Here is a 23,819-nt window from a genome sequence, read left to right on the forward strand (position 1 = left end):
TATTTATAACCGGATTACCCTGTACTCATATGCACCAAGGGAGAGGGGGCCGCAGGCCACGGATTTGCCTGAGAGAACATCATGTCCGTCCCGCGGGAGTGTGAGACTTCCCCCGTGTCCATCCATATTTACAATGGTCCACACTTCGGTACCTTGGTCATTGCTTCTAGGGCAGACAAGGGTTCCCTTAGTGACATCACTGCGTACGGTAACACCAGTACGTTCTGCATAATGATCAATAAGTTTACATAACATTAGGTCACCTTCTTCACCGGCAGGCATTGAACCCAGCATAACAATAGTACCTTGTCCGTAAGGCTGCTCCGTCAGGAAGGACAAACCCGGCGTCACCCCCTCCGTAATCATTCCGAGACTGGAAGCGGACTCTGAAACGGGTTCAAAAACAGAACTCCACATGGACAAGGGAGCAGATACCCCAAAAGCGTGTCCAATCGTGCCTGTTGATTCCAGCGGATAGATAAACTTAGTTTTGACTCCTGCTAATCGCTCCAATTCCCCAAGTCCGGCATTCGTATGAAGGGTATGCTCCTTCGTTCGTCCTCCGGTAAGAGGACCGACAATCCAAATCCCGCCAGTTGCTGTGAAGGCCAGCGCACTTTCCACATACTCGGGGGACAAATAATGTACGAATGGAGTGAATAACAGCTTGTATCCGGTTAAGTCACCGCCTTCGGGCAGCAGATCCCGGTGAATACCCATATGTAGAATTCTTTTGTAGAAATCGCCCAGCAGACTACGATAATTTAGCTTCCGATGAGGTTCAGTTGCGAGATAAGCTTTGGTTCTGTCCGAATAGGTAATCGCAACATCTGCCCGAAGGGGCCGGGTGGAGAGCATAATTTGTTCAATTTCTTGCCGTGCTTGATTGGCCTCCAGCACATTATCGTACCCTAGAGCGGGTTCTCCCCAGGCACTAAGGATCGAGCTATGTGTTTGTTCACTTCCGGAAGTATGCTGGCGCCAGATCCAATAGCAAAATGCACCTGCACCCAGCGCATAGGCGGCAACCGCTTCTGCCTTCAGATATCCGTTCGGATGTGGCACACCAAAACTTACTAGAGATGCGGCAAACGAGGGTCCTGTCTCCATTATCCAGAAATTTTTTCCCGGCTTGAAATTTCGCCATAGATCACAGTTAAGCAGATAAGCATGCATATTTTCCTGTGAGGCATAAGTGTCGTAGGCGGCAAAGTCGAGATTCTGAAATAGCCGCTCATTATCTAGATGAAAAGCGACACTGCTGTTGTGGGTAATTGGTGCAGAGGAGTGGCGGCGGATAATATCAGCCTGCTCATCGGCGAATTCAGCGATTTTTTCCATTGAAAATAAGCGGTACATCGTCCGCAGAGATGAATTGTGGAGGAAAGGTGCGGGTCCTGGCTGTGGCACCTGATCAAAACGTTGATAAGTTTGGCTCCAGACGGCTGTTCCCCATGCCTCATTCAACTTTTCAATGGAGCTGTAGCGCTGCTGCAACCAGATATGCCATAAGCCTTTACAGGTCTCACACATGCACTCCGCCACATGCGCTTTGAATTCGTTATCGAGCTGCCAGGCGGTTAACCCCGGCAGTGCTCCGGTCTCCTTGGCAATATGCTCCGTAATGATGGCAGCCCGTTTACGAAAATAAGGATTGTTCGTACAGATATGCTGCCGTGCTCCATGTCCCATTACCGTTCCGCTCTCATCCACATAACAGCGCTCAGGATGTCCATGAGTAAGCCAGATGGGGGGTGTAGGTGTCGGCGTACACATTACTGTGTCAATTCCGTTTCTATGTAACCTTTCGATATATTTCACGACGGGACCAATATCAATCTTATCTTCTTCTGGCTCCAAGGCAGACCAAATGAATTCTCCGATTCGTACGATATTAATCCCCGTTTCTTTCATTAGAAGGATGTCCTGCTCAAGCACCTCTTCACTCCATAGCTCGGGATACCAAGCAGCACCGTAGTATAGCTTGTTCTTCAATTCAGTTCCTCCTTTAAGGCAAACATTTGCTGGAAATCATCACTTGGAATCATAGGTGCTTAATGTCTTACGGACAATAGTAAACTTTTGCGCGGTTTGGACTTTTTAGATAAAATGGGATTTTTAGCTTATATAGAGCGTTCAAAAAAGTCCGATTGCTGGAAAAAATCACTAGCAGCATAATAGGAGTCGCAGTAAGGGTGATTGCAGTAATCCATGGCTACAGTAATCGCGAGATGTACATGACAAATGGAGGTGAACAGGATGAAGCACGTAACAGTTCCGGGAACTGCAGAACAACAGCCAAAGCCGCAGACCTATCGAAATATCCGGGTAAGAAGATGGAAACGTTTTAAACGTGATAAATGGTTATATATTCTGCTGCTCCCTGGAGTCCTTTATTTTCTTGTTTTCAAATATGTTCCGATGTGGGGCGTGCTGTTGGCTTTTAAGAATTACCAGCCGTTTCTTGGTTTTCAGAAAAGTGAATGGGTAGGTTTTGAGCATTTTCGTGTTTTTTTCCAGAATCCCGATTTCTTTATGCTGCTGCGCAATACGTTATTGTTATCTTTTTATAATTTGATTTTCTTTTTTCCGGCGCCGATTATTCTGGCACTACTTCTAAACGAAATACGGCTTTCCTTCTATAAAAAGACGATACAAACGATGATTTATGTTCCGCACTTTATATCCATGGTCATTGTGGCCAGTATGAGCTATGTATTTCTAACTACGGAAGGCGGGACTGTAAATGAGTTTTTGTATACGTTTACAGGCAGGAAAATAGACTTTCTAGCTAATCCCGACTGGTTCCGTCCATTGATTATTCTCCAGACGATCTGGAAGGAGTGCGGTTGGGGGACAATTATATTCCTGGCAGCGCTGGCCGGTGTAGATGTGGAGCAATATGAGGCTGCGGTAGTAGACGGTGCGAACAGGTGGCGGCAGATTTGGCATATTACGTTGCCTGCTATTCGCAGTACAATCGTTATTTTACTTATTCTTCGGATGGGAACGATTTTGGATAACGGTTTTGAACAAATTTATTTAATGATGAATGCTCTTAATCGTGAAGTAGGTGAGGTGTTCGATACCTATGTATACGCACTGGGAATCACCCAGGGAGCTTTTAGCTACAGTACAGCTGTTGGATTATTCAAATCAATAATCGGTGTGACGCTTGTGCTCGGGACGAATTGGATCGCCAAAAAATTTGGTGAATCCGGACTTTATTGAGAAGGGAGTAGCTTGCTGTGGCCAAACAATACAAGAGTACGGGTGGAACTGCATTTGATGTATTCAATTATATATTTTTAGGGATTATCGGAATCGTAGCGATTCTCCCTTTCCTCTTTGTGGTTTCGGGCTCCTTCGCTACAGATGCGGAAATTACTAAACGTGCCGTATTCCTGATCCCGACCACGATTTCATTTGACGCCTACCGATTTATCTTTTCAACAGATACGATTATGCGCAGTATAGGGGTTTCTATTTATGTTACGGTAATCGGAACTGTCGTTAATTTATTCTTCACGGTAACAATGGCTTATCCGATGGCAAAACGATATCTGATGGGCCGTAATTTGGTACTCAACCTTGTTATTTTTACGATGCTGTTCGGTGGAGGAATGATTCCAACCTATCTCGTCATTCGGGAACTGCATCTGCTGGATACGCTCAATTCTCTTATTTTACCGGGAGCAATTAGCGCCTTTAACCTGATTATTGTCAAAAACTTTTTTCAGGAGCTGCCTATAGAAATGGAAGAAGCGGCGCGTATTGATGGTTGTTCTGAGCTGGGCTTGTTGTGGAAGATAGTCCTTCCTTTATCCAAACCGGTTCTTGCTACATTTACGTTGTTCTATGCTGTGGGACATTGGAACAATTTCTTCTCGGCACTGCTCTACATTACGGATCCGACAAAATGGCCTTTGCAGGTGATGCTGCGACAGATCGTAATGTTGTCCCAATCTGCGGCTGGCGATATGAGTTCTATGGATCCGAGCTTTGTGCAGCCACCGGAGCAGTCGATTAAAATGGCGGTCATTGTAGTAGGTACTCTACCAATTTTATGTGTGTACCCATTTCTGCAAAAACATTTCGCTAAAGGGGTGATGCTGGGTTCTGTTAAAGGATAGCAAACTTAACTTATTCCAATTTGGAGGTATAATAATGGAAGCTAATCGTTCGGTAAAAAAGAAGCGCTGGTTGTTACTTTTACTTGTGGCTATGATGGTTACCACTGTTGTTGCAGGTTGCTCAGGTAATGAATCTGCAGGTTCTAACAGCAAAAGTGAGGGGAGTAGTAATACTGGAGAAGAGAAAAGCGAGTCCCCGCTGGATCTGACCCTCATGCTGCCGATATTCAAAACAAATTATCCGAAGGATGGCAGTCCGGTTGCTGCTGAACTGGAGAAACAGACCCACACAAAAATCCACTTTGAGTGGGTCCCGAACGCATCTTATGCAGATAAATTTAATATTACGCTAGCTTCTGGGAAGCTGCCGACTATTATCTACGTGGGGGATGTTAAGGCTTCTAGTTTTGTGAACGCTGCCAAATCGGGCGCATTCTGGGAAGTAGGGCCTTATCTTAAGGATTATCCGAATTTAAGCCAAGCGAACCCGGTTATTCTGAAAAACTCGGCTATTGATGGGAAGAATTACGGAATCTATCGGGGGCGTGTACTCGGCCGTAACGGTATGGTTTTCCGTAAGGATTGGCTGGAGAAGGTGGGGCTGCAAACACCGCAGACGGTAGATGATTTCTACAATATGCTGAAAGCGTTCAAGGAAAAAGATCCAGACGGCAATGGTAAAGAGGATACTTATGGCATGGTGCTGGTCAAATGGAGCGGCCAGTGGGCCAGCGGTTTTGATACCATTAAGTTATGGTTTGGAACACCGAATAAATGGGGCGTGCAAGATGGCAAGCTGGTGCCTGAGCATGAATATCCAGAATATTTGGAAGCGCTTAAGTTCATGAAGAAGCTGTATGATGAGAAATTGATCAACTCCGACTTCGCAGTTATGGATAGTGCCAAATGGACAGATCCGATCGTGAACAATAAGGCAGGAGTAATCGTCGATGTGGTCGATACAGGCGCCCGGGTGGATGATAAAATTCACGCTGCGCTAGAAAAAGAAGGCAAAGACGAACCGGATAAACATTATGTAGATGTAAGCGGGGGCGTAACAGGTACGGATGGCAAGCTACATACATTGCCGACCTCTGGTTTCTCGGGCATGCTGGCTATTCCAAAATCATCTGTGAAGAGCGAAGAAGAACTGAAACGGGTACTGGCTTTTCTAGATCAAATCAATAATCCGGAATTACAAACGATGTTAGGTTTTGGTTTGGAAGGTACTCACTACACTATGGTGGATGGTTTTATTGAACGCTCCAAAGACACTGTCCTTCTGGAGTCAGAAGTGGAAGGGTTAAACCAAATTCTGGCCTTTATACCTGAGGACAAATCCAAGACTGTAGCTCAGACACCGCTGCGGCTTAAACAAATCGAAGTTCAGAAAGCAAATGAAGCTTCGATCGTGGTTAATCCGGCAGAGGCCTTTATTTCCACAGTATATTCCCAAAAGGGTGCTCAACTCGACAATGTAATTAATGATGCACGCATAAAATATATTGTAGGACAAATTGATGAAGCTGAATTGAAATCAGCATTTGATGTATGGAGAAAAACAGGTGGAGATGATTTAGTTAAGGAAATGAACGAGTTATACGCTAAGGCTGACCGCTAGATCCTTCCTAGTGCTTTTATCCGGCTGGAAAGGATCTGAGGAGCAAAACGAATGTGGTTCGATTGCACTTCAAATTTATCTGATTCGGCTGGTGAGAGCATAGTGATGAGAAATGTGGCGAAATGGAAGCGTTATACAAAAGGCTGGTCAGGCTGTAAGGGCCGATATTATCGTAAAAATCTGATCATTATGCTGGTGGTGTCATCCATTCCGGGGTTTATTATTGGTGCGCTTGTCTACTGGATGGCAGGGGGACGCCTGGAGAGCGAGCTGCTGCAGATGCATAACAGGCAGATTGAACAGCGGGCGGCTAATATTGATGATCAACTGTCCAATCTGGAGCTGATGCTGGCACATTGGGCCTTTGATCCCAAGTTTGATTACAGCTTGAATGGCCTTGATTTTATTCAGGATCATGAGCGGGCTTGGGATATTACGAAGACACTCGTAGTGATGCAGGGCTCGAACACGATGACGAGTAACGTTGAACTCTATCTATCAGGAGATCATCCATTACTATTTAATCCCGAATATGGCACGATTGACTCCAGCGCGGTATCGGGTCAATATGACAAATTGATTGATACTGAACAAAGCACCTATTGGACGCAGTGGGCATTCGATCCCAATAAACCAAATGTCAAAGAATTAACGCTTGTCCATCATATTCCGGGCGGAAGCTTGAAGCCCTTCGGGGCTCTTTTGCTCCGCATGGATACGGAGAAAGTAGCTGCGATGCTACGAACTATGACACCTTATAATAGCGGCGAGACATTTTTGCTGCAGACGACGGGGGATTTGTACGTATCTGCTGGAGACAGTGCCGAGGATTCTCCCTTACTTACCGCATTGCATAATGAGATTGTGGAACGGGGCGCGAACCATGAGTCAAATCTTGAGTCCTCTTTTCTCTTCGACTGGGGTAAGGCTACATATGCAGTGACTTATGGTGAGTTTTCCCGACTCTCCGCAGATTGGCTCTATGTGTCCGCTTCACCGATAACCAGCATAACTTCACCTGTCGTCTTCATTTCGAGACTGATATTTTTAGTTAGCTTCAGTGCTTTGCTGCTGGCGGCGATTCTGTCTTGGTTTGCTTCCCGCAAAATCTATTCACCGATAGGACGTTTGCTGCAGACTTTGTTGCCTGACCAAGCGGCGGCTGCGAGTAGGGAGGATGAGTTTATTCTGATTGAACGGCATTGGCAGAACTTGCACGGGGAGAGCCATGCCCTGAAGTACACTCTTTCCGAGCAGCTTCCACATGTGAAGGAAAGCTTCCTGCATCAGCTGTTTCAGGGGTATTTATATTCTTATTCTGAGCAGGATCTGCAAAGCCGGATGCGGCGTTTTAAGTGGGAAGTAGAGGATTGTCATTATATTATTCTTTATATTCAGCTTACAGGCATCTCCAGCCAGGAGGGGAAGTTCCGCAACGGTGATGAAAGTCTTGTATCATTCGCCGCCGTCAATATTATCGGAGAATTGTCTGCCGAGCACTTTAAGCAGGCTGATATTATCAATTTCCATGATCTCACGGCAGGATTACTTCTTATCGAACCCGTTGCGAATCCATCGCTGGAAGCGGTGCAAGCCTTTAGCGAAGAACTGACAGGAACGATTAATCGCATGTTAAAAATGAGGGTAACAGTGGCGTTTAGTGCACCGGTTGGAAGGATATCCGGTATTCCGCTAGCGTTCGAGGCTGCGAAGCAAGCCGCTAGTTATCGCCAGTTTGGTGGTGAGAACCAGATTATTAATATGGAGCTACTGGATCGTGAGGGGCAAAGTACGCCTGAACCGCAATATTCGTTCACTTTGGAGCGCGGAATGATTCAGGCCCTGCGCACAGGAGAAGCGGAAGAGGCTTACCGGCTGTTGGAGGAATTTCTGGAGGCACTGTGTGCCAATGGGGCAAAAGTGATTGATGTGCAGCAGGGCATGCTTCATTTGTTAGGCAGTATTCAGCACGCCATTATGGTCTCAGGCATTCATCCAAACCAACTGTTCAAAGGGGCTAATCTGTACGCGGCACTGTCGCAAATTCATGAGCCGAAGCTTATCCTTGCCTGGTTTCAGGAAAAGGTAGTCGCACCGTATCTGACGGAGCTGAGCGAGCGTTCTGATGCCGGAATCAAACGGACGATTGAGCATGCCATGATGTATATCAATGAGCATTATATGGATAATATTTCGCTGGATGGATGTGCGGATTATACAGGGATCAGCCCATTTTTACTGAGTAAATCATTCAAACGGGTCACCGGGAAAAATTTCATTGATTATCTGACCGAATTGCGGCTTGATAAAGCCAAGGAGCTGCTGCGTGATACCTCGCTGCGAATTAACGATGTAGCTGAACAGGTGGGTTATCAGCATAGCTATTTTAACCGGATTTTTAAGAAACAAGAGGGAATAACCCCAAGCCGCTATAGAGAGCTAAGCCATAATAATGAAGCTCTTTAAAAGTAAGAGGACGTGCGGCGAAGAAGGTATAAAGGAGATGGTTGTTGTGCCTACGGCTCTGCCGATTAGCCTGCATTGGCTAAAAAAGCCCGCTATTGATGTGGGTGTTACCTGGGGGGTTCCTTGGAAAAAAGGAGCGCTCAACAGGGAATCGTTAAAGAATCTCTGCTTAAGTATGCCGAAGAACGAAAAGCTTGTGCCGCTGCAAAGCTGGCCGGCAGCTTTTTGGCCTGACGGGAGCATCAAATGGTCCACGCACTCGGCAGTAAACAAAAATTCGGATATTCAGCAGGATTCCTTAGCGACAATGACAATAAATCAAGCGGCTCCAGCTACGGAAATGACTGAGCGACTAACTGTGCAGGAAACAGAGGAAGCTTTCATTATAGATACAGGTGTTATTATTTGCACGGTTAACAAGCAGGGGAAGGGTCTTATCCGCAGTATTGTGCGCAGAAATCCGGCGGACACGGAAGGAACCGAAGTATGCAGTAATGGAGAGCTTGTATGTATACGTGAACAGAGAGATGAGGGTGCTGGCACCCTGAGCATACGTGAGGAGCGATTCACAGGACGAACGTTAAGTGCCATCCTTGAACAGGACGGACCTGTTCGCGCAGTGGTGAAGCTAGAGGGACTTCACCAAGCTTCACACAATGCTCGTGAGTGGCTTCCCTATACGTTACGTTTATATTTTTATGCTGGGCTGGAGTCTATTCGATTAGTTCATACGTTTCATTATGACGGTAATCCACAGCAGGATTTTATTAAAGGATTAGGAATAGAATTCACAGTGCCGCTGCATGGACCGCTTTACAACCGCCATGTTCGTTTTGCCGGAGATAGCGGCTTGTTTAGCGAGTCTCCTAAGACGTTGCATACACGGCGAACCAAAGGTAAGTACCGTGATTTATTCGTCGATCAGGTAGCAGGATGTGCTGTGAAATTTGATCCAGAAGAGGATGCCTATTTCCTTAGTTTATTGGATGACTCCGCGACTTGGGGCAGCTTTCGGCTGGTTCAAGATTCTTCCGAGCATTATGGGATCTGGAAGCGGACAGAGGATGGGTGCGCTTGGATCAAGGCAGCAGAAGGCCGCCGGGCAGGTGGGCTTGGTTATGTTGGAGCAGAGGGTGGAGGGCTAGCCGTCGGGATGAAGAATTTCTGGCGTAAGCATCCGGCAGGAATGGAGATTGGTTCCACTGCCACAGACGCGGCAGCTCTTACTGTCTGGTTCTGGTCACCTGATGCGGCAGCTATGGACTTGCGGCATTATGATACAAAAACACATGTGGAATCCTCGTATGAAGGTGCAGAAGAATTACGGGCCACTCCATTTGGTATCGCTAATACTAGCGAGCTAACATTCTGGTGTACGGCGCAGACTCCCGGGCCTGAATTGTTGCAGCGGATGCAGGCAGAAGCTGAAGAACCTTCATTGCTGGTTTGTGAACCAACTTATTATCATGAAGCGGGTGCTTTTGGTTTCTGGAGTTTGCCTGATCGGAGCACGCCAGCCAAGGTGTATCTGGAAGAGCGGCTGGACGGGATCATCTCCTTTTACAAGGAAGAGATCGAGCAGCGCAAATGGTACGGTTTTTGGGACTACGGAGATTTCATGCACAGCTACGATCCGGTCAGACATGTATGGAACTATGATCTCGGTGGCTGTGCCTGGCAGAATTCCGAGCTGGTGCCAAATATGTGGTTGTGGGTAACGTTTCTCCGGTCCGGGAGAGCGGATGTGTTCCGAATGGCCGAAGCTATGACCAGGCATACGAGTGAGGTAGATGTATATCATTTTGGCGAATACGCCGGACTAGGCTCGCGGCATAATGTCATCCACTGGGGCTGCGGCTGCAAAGAGGCTCGTATCGCTATGGCGGGTCTGCATCGCTACTATTATTATCTGACCGGAGACGAGCGGGTCGGCGATATTATGGACAGTGTAAAGGATGCTGATTATTCAACAGTTACTCTGGACCCGATGCGGGCGTATTTTCCGAAGGATGAATTCCCGACTCATGTTAGGGTGGGTCCGGACTGGGCAGCCTTTAGCTCTAATTGGATGACCCGCTGGGAGCGGTTCGAGGATACCGCTTATCGTGACAAGATTATAACAGGCATGGATTGCATCAAAAGGGCAAATTTACGGCTATTATCTGGTCCCACATATGGGTATGATCCGGCAACTGGCCTATTGTCGGGAATGGGCGACGATAACTGGGGGCGTCATCTAGCGATTAGCATGGGAGGTCCACAGGTGTGGTTCGAGCTGGCGGCAATGCTGGAGGACCCGGACTGGGAAGATATGCTGGCTGAGTTCGGCGTATTTTATAATTTGCCACAAGAAGAGAAGGACGCATTTACAGGAGGGTTGATTTCAGGAAAACTCCGTTTTGAGCATCCTGTACTCAGCGTAGCCATTGCGGCATATGGAGCATATTACCGCAAGGATCCGGCGACGGCAGAGCGGTGCTGGTCGATTTTACTGGAGAATCCGTTTGGTTGTGTGAATCTACAGGAGGAAGCTGATCGGGTCACTTATATGACTGAGTTAAATGAGATCGATTGGATGAATACAAATGAAGCCTCGCAGTGGTCTTTAAATACGATCATTGCCTTGGAATTAATCGGTAGTGCTATACCGGAACTCGCGAATTGAAGGCTTCATTGTGGGGGGAATGATTTATGGCTAGGCCGATGCAGGACACGGGTATAGGTGGTTTGATCCCTGAAGCATGGAAACCAATCTACCATAATCCCCTCGCTTCAACTAGTGATATCGCTGGATTCCAGATGGAGGGAGAGGGAACGGTTTCCTTCCCTTTGCAACGAATGAGATTAGAGAGTACTATCCATGCCGAGGCCGGACAACAAGCAAATGTCGTTCTCTGGTGTCCAGAGGAGTTCCCGGCAGACCTCGCCGTATCTTGGAATTTCCGCCCATTGTGTGAGCCGGGATTGGCGATATTGTTTATCGCGGCCAAAGGAGAGGGTGGGAAGGATTTATTTGATTCCACGCTTGCTCGCCGTACGGGTGAATATGATCAATACCATCACGGGCAGATAGACACGTATCATATCTCGTATTTTCGCAGGCGTTGGGTGGAAGAACGTGAATTTCACACCTGTAATTTGCGCAAAAGTTATGGTTTTCATCTGGTTGCGCAGGCAGCCGATCCGCTTCCGGACGTCAGCGACATGACTGAGCCCTACCGGATGTTAGTGGTGAAACGTGGCCCTATGCTGTCTTTTGCAATCAATGAACTGCCGATTTTTACATGGATAGATGATGGTGAAACCTATGGGCCGCTACTGACAGGCGGGAAAATTGGGTTCCGACAGATGGCACCCCTGATTGCTGAATACTCGAATCTGACGGTTTTTGGACAGTAATGCGAGGGAGGCTTCAGATTGATGTCTATTATATATTATTGTTACCCTGAGGGCAGACATAAGGCGCTTACGATGAGCTATGATGACGGCAGACGGGCTGACGAAAGATTGGTTGGACTATTTAACCGCCATGGGATTAGAGGAACATTTCATCTCAATTCTGGCCTGCTGGGTGAAGGTGATCGTATTACGGCAGATGAAATAACTGAGCTGTACCAGGGACATGAAGTATCTGTCCATACGCAACACCATCCGACGCTGGCCCGTTGTCCGCAGGAGCAAATCATCCATGAGATTATGGAGGATCGAAAATATTTTGAGACGCTGCTCCAGGTGCCGATACGGGGAATGTCTTATCCTAACGGTTCCTTTAACAAGGAGATAAAGAAGCTTTTGCCTCATTTAGGCATGGAATATGCCCGTGTGGTACAGACCACTGGCGGCGGCTTTGGGCTGCCGGAGGATTGGCTGGAATGGCGGGGGACTTGCCATCATAATGATCATTTGCTGGAGCATGCGGAGCAGTTCGTGAAGCTGCATAAACGGCAGTATTTATATCTGATGTATGTGTGGGGCCATAGTTATGAATTTGATAACGATAATAACTGGGAGCTGATGGAAAGCTTCTGTGAAGCAGTGGGAGGACTGGAGGAAATCTGGTACGCCACAAATATTGAACTCGTTCATTATATGAAGGCTTGTGAAGCCCTTATTTTCTCCGCTGCTAGGGATTTTGTATATAATCCGGGAGCGGTATCTGTCTGGCTGGAAATCGACGGTGTGATTATAGAAGTAGCAGGCGGACAAACCGTCCGTTTCCCTGAGATCTAATCGAAGAGAGAAGACAGGAGGATTCTAATGAGAACGAAGGACACACAATCAGTCTATCAGCTGGCAAAAGTAGATATTTCCGCTGCTGGTCCACGCTGTAAAATGCTTATTGGCGATCTGAATGGGGATGGACGTGCAGAAATGCTGCTGGTCCAGCCGGATAATCGCCAGGATGTTCGTTATATTCCCCATCAGGTGCAATGCCTGACCGCTTTTGATATGGATGGCAAGCTGCTGTGGCAGGTGGGCACACCCGATCCTGACGCTGGCAGCCAAGGCTCGGACTATCCAGCGCAAGTTTATGATATAGATGGTGATGGGTCGCTGGAAGTATTATGTGTAATGGATGGACGTTTTCATATTTTTGAAGGTTCAACAGGAACGGTTAAGTCCATATACGACTTACCTGCTGAACATGCACATGATTGTATTATCATTGCCAATCTAACAGGGCAAGAACATGCTTCCGACATCATTCTGAAGGACCGTTATCATCAACTGTGGGTCTTGGATAAGAATTTCAATTTATTATGGACGCATACAGGCAATGTAGGACATTATCCGTGGGTTCACGATCTTCATGGAAATGGACAGGATCAAGTGATGGCAGGTTATGATCTGCTTGATTCTAAAGGTAATTTATTATGGAGCTGCCACGATCTGGATGACCACGCGGACTGTATTTGGGTTGGCGATGTGAATGGAGATGGTTATCCTGAACTGGTTGTCGGCGGAAGCGTAACGGTGATGTATGACCGGGACGGGCAAGAGCTTTGGCGTTATGACGGTTCTATAGAGTCACAGCATCTGGCGTTAGGCCGATTCCGGCCCGAACTGCCTGGTCTTCAGGTTGCCGGGCTGGACCGAATGATCCGCGAAGATGACGGCAAAGGGCTGAAGGGCAAGGATGCGTTGTTTCTTCTAGACTGTAATGGCAAGGAACTGTGGAAAGAAGAACGCACAACCGACGGTTGGCTGACTATAGTGGAAGCTGTGAGCAACTGGCAAGTGGGTTCTCCGGATTATATTCTCGCGTACCGCCGGGGAGGCGGGGTATATCCTGCTTTGTACGATGGACATATGCAGGTTGTAGCTGAATTCAAGGAGGAAGGTTATGCCGTTCACGGCGATCTTCTGGGATGTGGCAGCGAACAGGTTGTAATTTATAATGATGAGTCAGCAACGGTATATTCAAGCGAGTGGATAGATATTAGTACCTGTGCCTCTGAGAAATCGTTACCTCAGCCTAAAAGATTGTACAGCTCGACGCTGTATCCCGGTGGAGAAATAACGGTGTGAAGGAGGATATGCTTAGTGAGTACTTATATTCCAGAATACTTTCCTGATCCTGATTGTATTGCCAAATATAATGGGGGCAAAATCGAAAATGTACTGGCCGCTGTGGCCAGCCGTTTTATCGGTGCCTATCCCCCGCAGCCTCCGGTTTACCGGGTACATTCACAGAGTGGTTTCAAACGGCTCCGCGACTGCCGTTACGATATGAATCTGGAAGAACGACTGCCGGAGCTAGAGGCAGGACAATTCGTATATGTATGGGGAAAGCTGTGGAGTGACAATGAGGTAGAAGCCCCTTTCTCAGTTAGTTGCTACAGTCCAGTTAAGGTTTACATAAATGGACGTCTGGTGTTTAGCTCCAATCTAAATGATGATGTGTTTCCGGACCGGAGGACGTTTTTTCGGGCGGGCATGGATAAAGGCTGGAACCATCTTGTGCTGGAGTATGTAGCAACAGGTACAGGTTGCGGAGGGGTTTTTGGAACGGGCAGCGTCAAAGGTGCACCGGTACACTTTCTTACTCCAACGGCGCAGTTAAGCGGTTGTGAAGGTTGGATTTATAGTGGACCCCAACAGACGTCTTGGGCAGCTTGGCTGGAAGCTGATTTCACTGAAGAGCAGATGACAGCTCGCTGCGCTTGGTTTCCGACGCCGCAATGGTCGCCACAGGAACAGGCAACTGGCAACTGTTCACGTATATTTGGGGAATTACTAGGAGCCAAGGCGTTTGCTTGGTGTAAGCTGGAAGTTAAGAGCCTACAGAAAGATGACATACGCCTGCAAGGTAGCTATCGTGGAATGGCTGAAATCTCTATCTATGTGAATGGGAAACTTGTAGCTGAGCACCAGAACGTGAACGGCACGCTGGATATCCAACTGGAGCTTGGTTATGGACTACATGATCTCGTCGTGGAGTCCGTCTGCGGAGAGGGGAATTGGGGATTTGAACTGGACGTACGGTCTGGTGGTGTTCAGAGTAGTCTCGTGCAACCTTATTCAGTTGAAGGATTAACTGATCCTTGGCTGTACCTTGGACTATTCACCTCGGGGACAGCGCCGAAAGTCTTAGAACTGACCTCTATGGATACTTTATTTGGGGAAGCGGATGAAGTAACCTTTTGGCGGGTGGACCAACCGAATAGCTGGGTTAGGCCTTATTTGGAGAGTGTTATGTTTGGGCGCTGGAATTACCCTCTAGGCGTAACCCTGTACGGATTGCTGAGAACAGGAGTAGAGCTTAAGGCCCCCCATTATGCCGAATATGCACAACACCATATTGAGCAATGTACAGGGCTGCACGAATATGCCTTATGGGACCTTGAACGTTATGGCGCTCCGGGCATCAATCATCAGCTGGCGCTGATGGATTCGCTGGACGACTGCGGATCCTTCGGGGCAACGATGCTGGAAGCAAATAAGCTTCGTCCACTACAGGGCGCACCGGAAGCTGCTGCTGAAATTGCCAATTACATTACTAAAGTGCAGAGCAGGCTGCCTGACGGAGCTCTGTATCGGACCAGTGGCACAGTTGATTTCATGCAGCAGACGATGTGGTGTGATGATCTGTATATGAGCACGCCTTTTCTAAGCAAATATTATAAATTGACCGGAAATGCGGCTTATCTTGATGATGCGGCGGCGCAGTTTTTACATTACAAGGAGCGGCTGTTCCAGCCGGAGCTTGGCATTATGCATCATGTATATGATTATAAGTTTAATAAACCCAATGGCGTGCCTTGGGGCAGAGGTAATGGTTGGGTGATTTTCTCGCTGACTGAGCTGCTTGAAGTTATGCCTGAGCAACATCCGTTGCGATCTGATTTGCTTGATTATTTCCGTGAGCTTAGTAAAGGCTATCTTAAGCTGCAAGATGAGCATGGCTTATGGCATCAAGTGTTGACGGATCCTGAGTCTTACGCGGAGGCTTCTTGTACCTCTATGTTTATTTATGCTTTTGCTAGAGGCGTCCGCTGCGGTTGGCTGCTGGAACCGGAGTCATACGTAACCTCTGCACTCCACGGCTGGAGCGGCTTAACCCGTCATTGTATTGACAAACAAGGCAATGTTTACGGTGTCTGCCGCGGTTCGGGTTATTCGTTTAACAAACTGTATTATAAAGATGAATTGACCTGGCAATTAAACGATACACATGGGATTGGCATCGTGCTGCTGGCCGGAATTGAGGTTCACAGGCTTGTACGAGATTTGGAAATGAAATCACATAACGAAGCAAAATGAATGGCATGATGAGGAATGAGACGACCGTATTAATCACAAAATGACAGCGGAGCAGCGATACTCCATTAGTGGGGATCGCTGCTCTTGTTATGCGTTACAGTGCTACCTAAACCCCCGAAACCCCGAAACCCCCCGGCCCCCCCGAAACCACCGATTACTCCTGCGAGACAAAGTTATGCGGACCCAGATGACGTTATTTGCAGATTTATTGCTTATTCGGCAGGGGTTCGGACTCCAGTGACGTTATTCCTTCGGAAACGCTCAATATAGGTAGCTTTTTATACCAATAGCGACTATGGGGTCCGATAAAATCCCAAAATAGCGATTATGCTGCGAATAAGGTCCACTGGGTCCGATAGCCTCATGAACTTTGTTCGCGCGAAAAGGTAATCTAGGGACGGGGTATTGTTGTTGCCTCAATGCTCCGGATGCCCCCGATGCCAGATGCCAGATGCCAGATGCTCCCGATGCCCCCATATGCCGACAACATTTCACATGTATACTTCCCGGCGACGGAGCGGCTACATAGAGAATCGGTTGTGATTTCTAACTGTGGATCAGCGGTTTTGCTTGCGATATTGCAAAGGCGAGCGTTTAACGATTTGCTTAAACACACGCCCGAAGTGGGCGATGCTGTCAAAGCCGGTATCCTCGGCGATGTTCGTAACTTTAGCGTTGGTGCTCTGCAAGAGACGTTGGGCTTCCTTGATCCGAATGTAGTTTAGATATTCTACGATAGTGAAGCCAGTCGTTTGCTTGAACACACGGCAGAGATAGGTGCTGCTGATGAAAAAAGTTTCAGATAGCCGCTCCAATGTAAGCTTTTCAGCATAATGTGCTTGTAAAAAATCGATAATTTCGTAGACTTTTAGCTGCTTCTCACTGCTCTCAGGGGCAATGGGCTCACGGCTTATTTCCTGTATTCTGTTCATTTCAATAAATAGTTGGATGAGTAGCGTCTGAAGATAGGGGATTTGCTGTGTCCGTGGTTCTGTTTGTTCTTTTAGCATGCTGAAAAGTAGATATTCAATGGCCCCCTGTTCATGTACTCCGGGCCGCAAAAGCAAGCTTTGTGTAGCCATAAATGGAAAATGCAGCTCGAAGTGCGCCAATGTCTTTTGCAGAAAGCTTTCCTCAAAGTTAATTAAGATCCGTTCATGGCTTGCAGAGCCTTTAGAGGTGGTACGATGGAGCTCGTTCTTGTTAATAAAAATCAGATCACCTTTACGCAAGGTGTAGATCAGATTGTTAATGTAATAACTGCGTTCCCCGGCGAGTAAATAATAAATTTCGTAAGTATCGTGATAATGGTCGGAATCCATGCTGAATGGACCGGCTCTTTTTATTTGCTCAATCATAAAAGGAGGCTGAGGCTCCTGTTCCATGCTAAATCTGCTCCTTTCAGATAATGTAGATAATATATGCAAAGTTTTTATTGTTTCTGCTAAGAATCGCTTAGATTCAGATGTATTTTATACTATACACTATAAGAAGAAAACGCTTTTAAATCAATAAGTGATGGAGTGATCCTGATGTCCAACAAGAAATATGCTTTCGTAGGAACCGGCGGCCGAGCGGAGTTTTTTTATGGTGAGATCACTACGAATTATCGTGAAACCTCTGAAATTGTAGCCTTTTGTGATGTGAATGGAGCAAGAATGGATTATGCGAACCGTTTGCTGGAGGAAAAATATAAATATCAAGCGGTTCCTACCTATAAAGCTCATGAGTTTGACCGTATGATTGAGGAAACCCAACCTGACACGGTAATTGTCACGAGTATTGACCGCACGCATCATCGTTACATTATCCGGGCGATGGAGCTTGGCTGCGATGTTATTTCGGAGAAACCGATGACAGTGGATGAAGAGAAATGTCAGGAAATTCTTGAAGCGATTGAGCGGACTGGGAAAAAGCTGCGTGTGACCTTCAATTACCGCTATGCACCACACAACACCAAAATCCGTGAACTCATTATGGACGGCGCGATTGGAGAAGTGCTTTCCGTCAACTTCGAGTGGCTGCTGAATACGCAGCATGGGGCGGATTACTTCCGCAGATGGCACCGTGATAAACGGAACAGCGGAGGTCTCTTGGTTCATAAATCCACACATCATTTCGATTTGATGAATTTCTGGCTGGGTTCGCGCCCGGATACGATTTATGCGATGGGCGATCTAAGATTTTATGGCAGAGAAAACGCGGAGAAGCGCGGGGTGACTGAGTTTTATCAGCGTGCTCATGGAAGTAGCGCGGCAGAAAATGATCCGTTTGCCCTGCATCTTAAAGACAACGAGCAGTTAAAGCAGATGTATCTGGATACGGAGCATGAGGATGGTTACCTGCGTGATCAAAGTGTGTTCGGTGATAATATCAGCATTGAGGATACGATGGCGGTTATGGTCAAATACAAAAATAAGACGATTATGAATTATTCACTTAATGCTTATCTGCCTTGGGAGGGCTTCATTGTAGTATTTAATGGAACGAAGGGGCGGATGGAAGTAAAGGTCGTCGAACAGTCTTATGTAAATGCCGGAGGAAACAAGGAAGATGAAGGGGCGTTAAAAGACAAGCGGATCACGGTCTTCCCTCATTTCGCAGCACCTTATGAAGTGGAGATTGAAGAAGGAGTTGGGGGGCACGGGGGCGGAGATCCTGTGATGCTGCGTGATATTTTTGAACGTCCGCTAGAGGATCGCTTTAATCGTGCGGCTTCCCATGTGGACGGGGCGTTGTCTATTATGACCGGGATTGCGGCAAATCGTTCGATAGCTACTGGACTTCCAGTTAAGGTAGATCAGTTAATAAAATTGTAGTAGCCCGTTTATGAACAAGCGGCTTGGGGTTCGGAGGGTGCGTTTCTCCAGAATCCCGGAGGACCCTCCGCTCTGTCCGCACGTTAAGCCAACTTCTACTTTTAGATTGATCTAAAAAAAGTAAATACAAGGCTGTCTCTTAGTCATCGTAGATGACTAAGAGGCAGCCTTGTTTATTTTAGCTAAAACAATTATTGTTTGACGACGTTAAAGCCATCTTTTTGCAATTGGGTCACGATACCATCGTCGCCGAGCATATGCAGCGCACCAACGACGACAAGGTAAGTCGCTTTTTTATCACTATTCAAATATTCTTTTACATGCTTCACCATGTTGACGTTACGATCCGAAACCAGGCCCTTATAATACTCTGGCTCTTGCGCGACCGCTTTTGTCATCGCTACGAGCGACTGCTCATCACCTTGCATCCACATTTGGGATAGTGCATCCAGTGAAGCTGCTGCGGAAGTATTGTCCGTTTGATTGAGGCTGCCGAGTGTGTCGACAAGAAGCTTTTCTTGCAATCCATCTGAGAACTGGTCGAACATATTCAGCTGCAATTGTGTGTTTTCCAGCTCAATAATAGGTTTGTTCAGCTTGCCTGCTTTTTGTAAAAAATATAAATCAATGCCGGTATCCGCCGTATAACTTGTAACTTGCATCTGTAGACTTGAGACACCTTGGGTAACGACCCACGGTTTGAAGGAATCGAATGCATTTTCCGCCAGACCATTTGCTTTTAGCAGTTGAGTCACTTTGTTATAGGTATCTGCGGATACATGATCCTTGAGCTTGGTCCCATCTGTATAGGAGCCTTTTTCCAAAATAAACTTTTGGATCTCAGCTTGATCAATCTTAGAGATATCTACTTCGACACCTAAATATTGCGAGGCTTCAAAAGCAGCTTCAATCTCCGGACGCAGCGGGTACATTTTGTCGTTAGCCACATGGATAGAACCAAGCAGATAAACGGTGTTGCCTTTGTTCTCCACTTTCCATAAGAATCCGGTGCTTCCTGCAGCTTGAGTATTGGCCACAAAAGTGATGGTGCGCAGCGCTGGACTCCACTCCACTTTATAGCTGATCGTTTCTCCTATAAAGCGGACAGGAACATAGGTGACATTGTTGATGGTCTTAGGAGCCACCTCTAGTTTTTTCTTCTCCCCATTTACCGTTGCAGTTGTGCTGCCAATGGTCAGTGAGAGGGCCAGTCCATTTTTGGTCCCTGTTACGGTTTGGGTTTTTTTATTCCAATTAATATTTACATTAAGCTTCTCTAGCAGAGGACGCATAGGAACTAGGGTCGTTCCTTTTTCTACAACAGGGTTAGAATCGCCTAACTTTATTTCGGTTCCATCAATCCATACACCGACAGGCTTTTCAGCAGCATGCGCAGTGGTAAAGACAGACATAACCATGAAAATGGATAAAAATAATGCACCTAGCTTTTTCATTAATAGGACACTCCGTTTCTAAAAAAGAATGAAAGATGTAAGTCACTCTCTGATTTTAACGTATTTTCCCATAAACAGTTATACCTTTTGTTACTATATTGATTTGATTCCTATGATTGGAAAGTAAACTTACAGTACTTCACGTCATTCAAAAGTCAAAATAATGCACATCAAAGCAAAAATCGCCCCTATTAGATCCTGTTCACTCTCCTTATCATGAAACGTAAGAAACGAAGAGCCTGAAGGGAGCAAGGAACTTATGTGGAGCAGTGCGATTGAAGATGCGATAGAGAAGGTACGTAAGAACATAGACCGGTTCGGGGGCAGTTTCCCTCATGTCAGCAGGAATGGAACTTATCAGCTCAATAACAACGACGACTGGACTAACGGATTTTGGAGCGGCATGTTGTGGTTGTGTTATGAATATACGCGGGATGACAGCTTCCGTATTGCGGCATCCCATACCGTAGAAGATTTCCGCCGCCGTTTCGCGGCAAAGACCGTGCTTGATCATCACGACATTGGCTTCCTGTATTCGTTATCCTCTAAAGCCCAGTGGATTATAGATAAAGACGAATCAGCGCGTCAACTGACATTGCAGGCGGCAGACCTGCTGCTGAAGCGCTGGCGTACAGCTGGCGGTTATATTCAGGCATGGGGACCGGAGGGGGATGCTCAGGAAGGCGGGCGCATCATTATTGATTGTCTGTTAAATCTTCCCCTTTTGTATTGGGCCGAACAACAGACCGGTGATTCCGTATACCGGGAGGTGGCGGTCATGCAGGCGGAGAAAACGAGACGGTATCTGGTACGGGGAGATGACAGCTCTTACCATACGTTTTTCTTCGACCCGAAGACCGGAGAGCCGATTGGCGGCGCCACACACCAGGGTTTTACTAACGGATCGACCTGGACGCGCGGGCAGGCTTGGGGTGTTTACGGTTTTGCGTTATCTTACCGCTATACCAAAGATCCGTTGTATTTGGAAACGTCCAAGCGGATGGCCCGCTATTTTCTGGAGCATTTGCCGCAGGATCATGTCGCTTACTGGGATTTTAATGCTCCGGTGTCTCCGGATACTTACCGGGATAGCTCGGCCTCTGCAATAGTAGCAGCCGGACTTCAGGAACTGCTGGAGCTAATGGATGGGGAGGATTCTGAGCGGGCTTATTTTCAGCAGGGATTAGTGCAGTCGATGACTTCGCTTGTGCAGAACTATTCCACGCTCGGCGAAGAGGCGGAGGGGCTGCTGAAGCATGGTTCTTACCATGTGCGCGGCGATCTGTCTCCAGATGACTTCATGATCTGGGGAGATTATTTCTATCTCGAAGCATTGATGCGGCTGCAAAATGGCAACAAGGGGTACTGGTATGAACGCTGATGTCAGACAAATCTCCCCCTATGCCGTCTTTGCGCTGCTCGATCTTGAGTTGCCTGCTTTAGCTCTAGTGAAGAATGCGCTCAGCCAAGCTCGGCAGGACGATGCGCTGACTGAATTGCATCGGTATTTGACCCGCCGGAGCACGCCGGGCTGGCGGATAGAGGATAACCGGAAGCAGCAGCTTATTGACTATGTACAGCGCTATTGTGCAGACGAGCGGGAAGCTGTAATGAAGACAGCGGATGAAGTTGTGGAGCAGACGTTTCTCTTTCGTTTTCCCTGGGATATGGAGCGCAGCCGCATTCCGGTTACCTTTGAGGAAGAAATTGACTGGCGTCATGTTCCAGACAAGGATGTAGAATGGGCTTATATGCTGAATCGCCACCGCTACTGGGTGGCATTAGGACAAGCGTATACGATAACAGGTAAAGAGGATTATGCGAGAGCTTTTTGCTGCCAGCTTGAAGATTGGATAGACCGTAACCCCGTTCCAGACAAGCCTACGAATGATACGCTGACATGGCGCACAATTGAAGTGGGCCTTCGCTGTGCTAACTGGATCAAAGCGTTGTCCTATATACAGGATAGTCCACTGCTCACACCGGCGCTGCTGGCCAAAGTGATGGTATCTCTGTATGAACACGGCCAATATTTAGCTTTATCGTTTACGGGCTGGAAGAAGATCAGCAACTGGGGGGTGCTGGAGACTTGTGGTTTGTTCCAAACTGCGCTCTACTTCCCTGAGTTCACTAGCGCCAGAAACTGGCGACAGCTCAGTAAGGAGAGACTGGGAGAGACAGCTCGAATTCAGATTATGGCGGACGGCATCCACTGGGAGCAATCGCCCACCTATCACCATGAGGTTTTGGTATGTTTTCTCGACTGCATCCGCTTAGCCCGATTGAACGGACTGGAGCTTCAGGAAGAATTTCAGCAAAAGGTTCAGCAAATGGCTGTCGCTTCATTATATTGGGCCAAGCCGAATCACCGGCAGCCGATGCTTGGCGATAGTGATGACTGCGATATCCGTTCGCTTTTGACTTATGCGGGCTGGTTATTTCAGGATGCTGTACTCCGCTTTGGCGGATACGATCAAATGGATTATGACAATGCCTGGTTGTTTGGGATAAATGGAGTTGAGGGCTACGAGCGGCTGACTGCGGAGCTACCACCAAACTTGTCACACGCCTATGCACATTCCGGCCATTATGTGATGCGAACGGGCTGGGACGAGCAGGATTTGTACCTATATTTTCACTGCGGACCGCTTGGGGGTGGACATGGGCACGCGGATCTGCTACATTTCGATCTGTATGCCTATGGGCGGGATCTGCTTACCGATCTTGGCAGATACAACTATAGTGATCATACACCACTTAGAAAAGCGCTAAAAGAAAGCGCTGCCCATAATACGACCACTGTCGACGGAATTGGATTTACCGAAGTCACGGATACATGGTCCTTCTCTCAGATTGCGAAGCCAACGGGCTGCCAATGGATCAGCCATCCGGACTTTGATTATGTAGAGGGTAGCCACGACGGCTACCGTCATTGGGATGATCCGGTTTACCCGTTAAGGAGGATCCTATTTATTAAGCCTTTTTACTGGCTTTTGGTGGACAGCTTCAGTTCCCGGCAGGAGCATACATTTTCCCAGCATTTTCATTTTGCACCCGGAGCGGTTCAGATGGAAGATGGAACGCTAATATGCCGTACAAAAAATGAGCGGGAAGCCAATCTTTGTATCCTTCCTGTTCATGTTGAGGGTCTTCAGGGCAGGGTTGCTGCTGGGGTAATCTCCCGCGAATATAATCTGCTGGAACCCAATCAGTATGCTGTGTACTCCCGAAAGGGGAAAGGGACGGTCTCGATCATGCAGGTGCTGTACCCGCAGTCTGCGGGTGAGTTGTTCTGTCCGCTGGTCGAACAGGTGCCGATTTACCGCCATACGGGTGATCCGGTGGCTGCTGCACAGGCGGAGGCGTGCCGCATTAGCTTCTCTGAAAGGAATGAGGAGCATATTATCGTGATCAGCCACGAGATTCCATCCAGTCATTTAGATTCCTATGTAGTGGAAGGCGTACAAATTTTTGGAGAAGTAGTGCTTATTGTTTCTGCAGACGGTCAAAAGAAGGTCACGGTAATCAGATAATGTATGAATACTGGACAACGGGCTGATAG

General features: G+C 47.4%; 15 protein-coding genes. 12 read left to right on the top strand and 3 right to left on the bottom strand.

The genetic code is table 11. The features are described 5' to 3' along the window. Window positions 1-3: 3 nt before the first annotated feature. Window positions 4-1,995, bottom strand: a complete 1,992-nt coding sequence (locus PODO_RS07505) for a beta-galactosidase (protein WP_038569479.1) — start codon at window positions 1,993-1,995, stop codon at window positions 4-6. 264 nt (window positions 1,996-2,259) lie between these two features. Here PODO_RS07505 and PODO_RS07510 point away from each other — a divergent pair, with 264 nt between their 5' ends. Genes PODO_RS07510 through PODO_RS07550 form a run of 9 tightly spaced genes read left to right on the top strand, consistent with a single transcriptional unit; the run spans window position 2,260 to window position 15,984 of the window. After that, window positions 2,260-3,231, top strand: a complete 972-nt coding sequence (locus PODO_RS07510) for an ABC transporter permease (RefSeq protein WP_036675672.1) — start codon at window positions 2,260-2,262, stop codon at window positions 3,229-3,231. A 17-nt stretch (window positions 3,232-3,248) separates the two neighbouring features. Further along, complete coding sequence (locus tag PODO_RS07515) at window positions 3,249-4,133, top strand: carbohydrate ABC transporter permease (RefSeq protein WP_036675671.1); 885 nt, start codon at window positions 3,249-3,251, stop codon at window positions 4,131-4,133. 34 nt (window positions 4,134-4,167) lie between these two features. Beyond that, on the top strand, window positions 4,168-5,754 hold the full coding sequence (locus PODO_RS07520; RefSeq protein ID WP_036675669.1) for an extracellular solute-binding protein: 1,587 nt from the start codon (window positions 4,168-4,170) through the stop codon (window positions 5,752-5,754). 51 nt (window positions 5,755-5,805) lie between these two features. Next, window positions 5,806-8,220, top strand: a complete 2,415-nt coding sequence (locus tag PODO_RS07525) for a helix-turn-helix domain-containing protein (protein WP_080742433.1) — start codon at window positions 5,806-5,808, stop codon at window positions 8,218-8,220. A gap of 46 nt (window positions 8,221-8,266) precedes the next feature. Further along, complete coding sequence (locus PODO_RS07530; protein WP_370510576.1) at window positions 8,267-10,885, top strand: exo-rhamnogalacturonan lyase family protein; 2,619 nt, start codon at window positions 8,267-8,269, stop codon at window positions 10,883-10,885. 26 nt (window positions 10,886-10,911) lie between these two features. Continuing rightward, window positions 10,912-11,619 (top strand): DUF1961 family protein, encoded by a 708-nt coding sequence (locus tag PODO_RS07535; protein WP_244886440.1) that lies wholly within the window; start codon window positions 10,912-10,914, stop codon window positions 11,617-11,619. 21 nt (window positions 11,620-11,640) lie between these two features. Continuing rightward, entirely contained in the window at window positions 11,641-12,450 is an 810-nt protein-coding gene (locus tag PODO_RS07540) for a polysaccharide deacetylase family protein (protein ID WP_038569480.1), read from the top strand. 27 nt (window positions 12,451-12,477) lie between these two features. After that, window positions 12,478-13,749 (top strand): rhamnogalacturonan lyase family protein, encoded by a 1,272-nt coding sequence (locus tag PODO_RS07545; RefSeq protein ID WP_038569482.1) that lies wholly within the window; start codon window positions 12,478-12,480, stop codon window positions 13,747-13,749. 15 nt (window positions 13,750-13,764) lie between these two features. Further along, window positions 13,765-15,984, top strand: a complete 2,220-nt coding sequence (locus tag PODO_RS07550) for a glycoside hydrolase family 88/105 protein (protein WP_174890034.1) — start codon at window positions 13,765-13,767, stop codon at window positions 15,982-15,984. A 557-nt stretch (window positions 15,985-16,541) separates the two neighbouring features. On the opposite strand, the gene PODO_RS07555 is transcribed toward PODO_RS07550, so the two are convergent. Then, complete coding sequence (locus PODO_RS07555; protein WP_038569483.1) at window positions 16,542-17,369, bottom strand: AraC family transcriptional regulator; 828 nt, start codon at window positions 17,367-17,369, stop codon at window positions 16,542-16,544. Between the two features lie 147 nt (window positions 17,370-17,516). Here PODO_RS07555 and PODO_RS07560 point away from each other — a divergent pair, with 147 nt between their 5' ends. Further along, window positions 17,517-18,803 (top strand): Gfo/Idh/MocA family oxidoreductase, encoded by a 1,287-nt coding sequence (locus PODO_RS07560; RefSeq protein WP_038569484.1) that lies wholly within the window; start codon window positions 17,517-17,519, stop codon window positions 18,801-18,803. A 191-nt stretch (window positions 18,804-18,994) separates the two neighbouring features. On the opposite strand, the gene PODO_RS07565 is transcribed toward PODO_RS07560, so the two are convergent. Then, the gene (locus PODO_RS07565; protein WP_038569486.1) at window positions 18,995-20,257 is read right to left on the bottom strand and encodes a TraB/GumN family protein; all 1,263 of its coding nucleotides are present in this window, start codon (window positions 20,255-20,257) and stop codon (window positions 18,995-18,997) included. Between the two features lie 259 nt (window positions 20,258-20,516). Between PODO_RS07565 and PODO_RS07570 the strand changes: the two genes are divergently transcribed. Both PODO_RS07570 and PODO_RS07575 read left to right on the top strand, forming a co-directional pair. Then, window positions 20,517-21,638, top strand: coding sequence for a glycoside hydrolase family 88 protein (locus tag PODO_RS07570; protein WP_038569487.1), 1,122 nt, complete (start codon window positions 20,517-20,519; stop codon window positions 21,636-21,638). Next, window positions 21,607-23,790 (top strand): alginate lyase family protein, encoded by a 2,184-nt coding sequence (locus tag PODO_RS07575; RefSeq protein WP_244886441.1) that lies wholly within the window; start codon window positions 21,607-21,609, stop codon window positions 23,788-23,790. Before PODO_RS07570 ends, PODO_RS07575 begins: the two co-directional genes overlap by 32 nt. Window positions 23,791-23,819: the final 29 nt, after the last annotated feature.

It is taken from the genome of Paenibacillus odorifer (genome assembly GCF_000758725.1).
Lineage (GTDB): Bacteria > Bacillota > Bacilli > Paenibacillales > Paenibacillaceae > Paenibacillus_AQ > Paenibacillus_AQ odorifer.

What these genes read in the sequence shown, in the direction of transcription:
- PODO_RS07510 (WP_036675672.1), top strand. Translation starts at nt 2,260, where the DNA reads ATGAAGCACGTAACAGTTCCGGGAACTGCAGAACAACAGCCAAAGCCG.
- PODO_RS07520 (WP_036675669.1), top strand. Translation starts at nt 4,168, where the DNA reads ATGGAAGCTAATCGTTCGGTAAAAAAGAAGCGCTGGTTGTTACTTTTA.
- PODO_RS07525 (WP_080742433.1), top strand. Translation starts at nt 5,806, where the DNA reads ATGTGGTTCGATTGCACTTCAAATTTATCTGATTCGGCTGGTGAGAGC.
- PODO_RS07535 (WP_244886440.1), top strand. Translation starts at nt 10,912, where the DNA reads ATGGCTAGGCCGATGCAGGACACGGGTATAGGTGGTTTGATCCCTGAA.
- PODO_RS07540 (WP_038569480.1), top strand. Translation starts at nt 11,641, where the DNA reads ATGTCTATTATATATTATTGTTACCCTGAGGGCAGACATAAGGCGCTT.
- PODO_RS07545 (WP_038569482.1), top strand. Translation starts at nt 12,478, where the DNA reads ATGAGAACGAAGGACACACAATCAGTCTATCAGCTGGCAAAAGTAGAT.
- PODO_RS07555 (WP_038569483.1), bottom strand. Translation starts at nt 17,369, where the DNA reads ATGGAACAGGAGCCTCAGCCTCCTTTTATGATTGAGCAAATAAAAAGA.
- PODO_RS07560 (WP_038569484.1), top strand. Translation starts at nt 17,517, where the DNA reads ATGTCCAACAAGAAATATGCTTTCGTAGGAACCGGCGGCCGAGCGGAG.
- PODO_RS07565 (WP_038569486.1), bottom strand. Translation starts at nt 20,257, where the DNA reads ATGAAAAAGCTAGGTGCATTATTTTTATCCATTTTCATGGTTATGTCT.
- PODO_RS07570 (WP_038569487.1), top strand. Translation starts at nt 20,517, where the DNA reads ATGTGGAGCAGTGCGATTGAAGATGCGATAGAGAAGGTACGTAAGAAC.
- PODO_RS07575 (WP_244886441.1), top strand. Translation starts at nt 21,607, where the DNA reads ATGGCAACAAGGGGTACTGGTATGAACGCTGATGTCAGACAAATCTCC.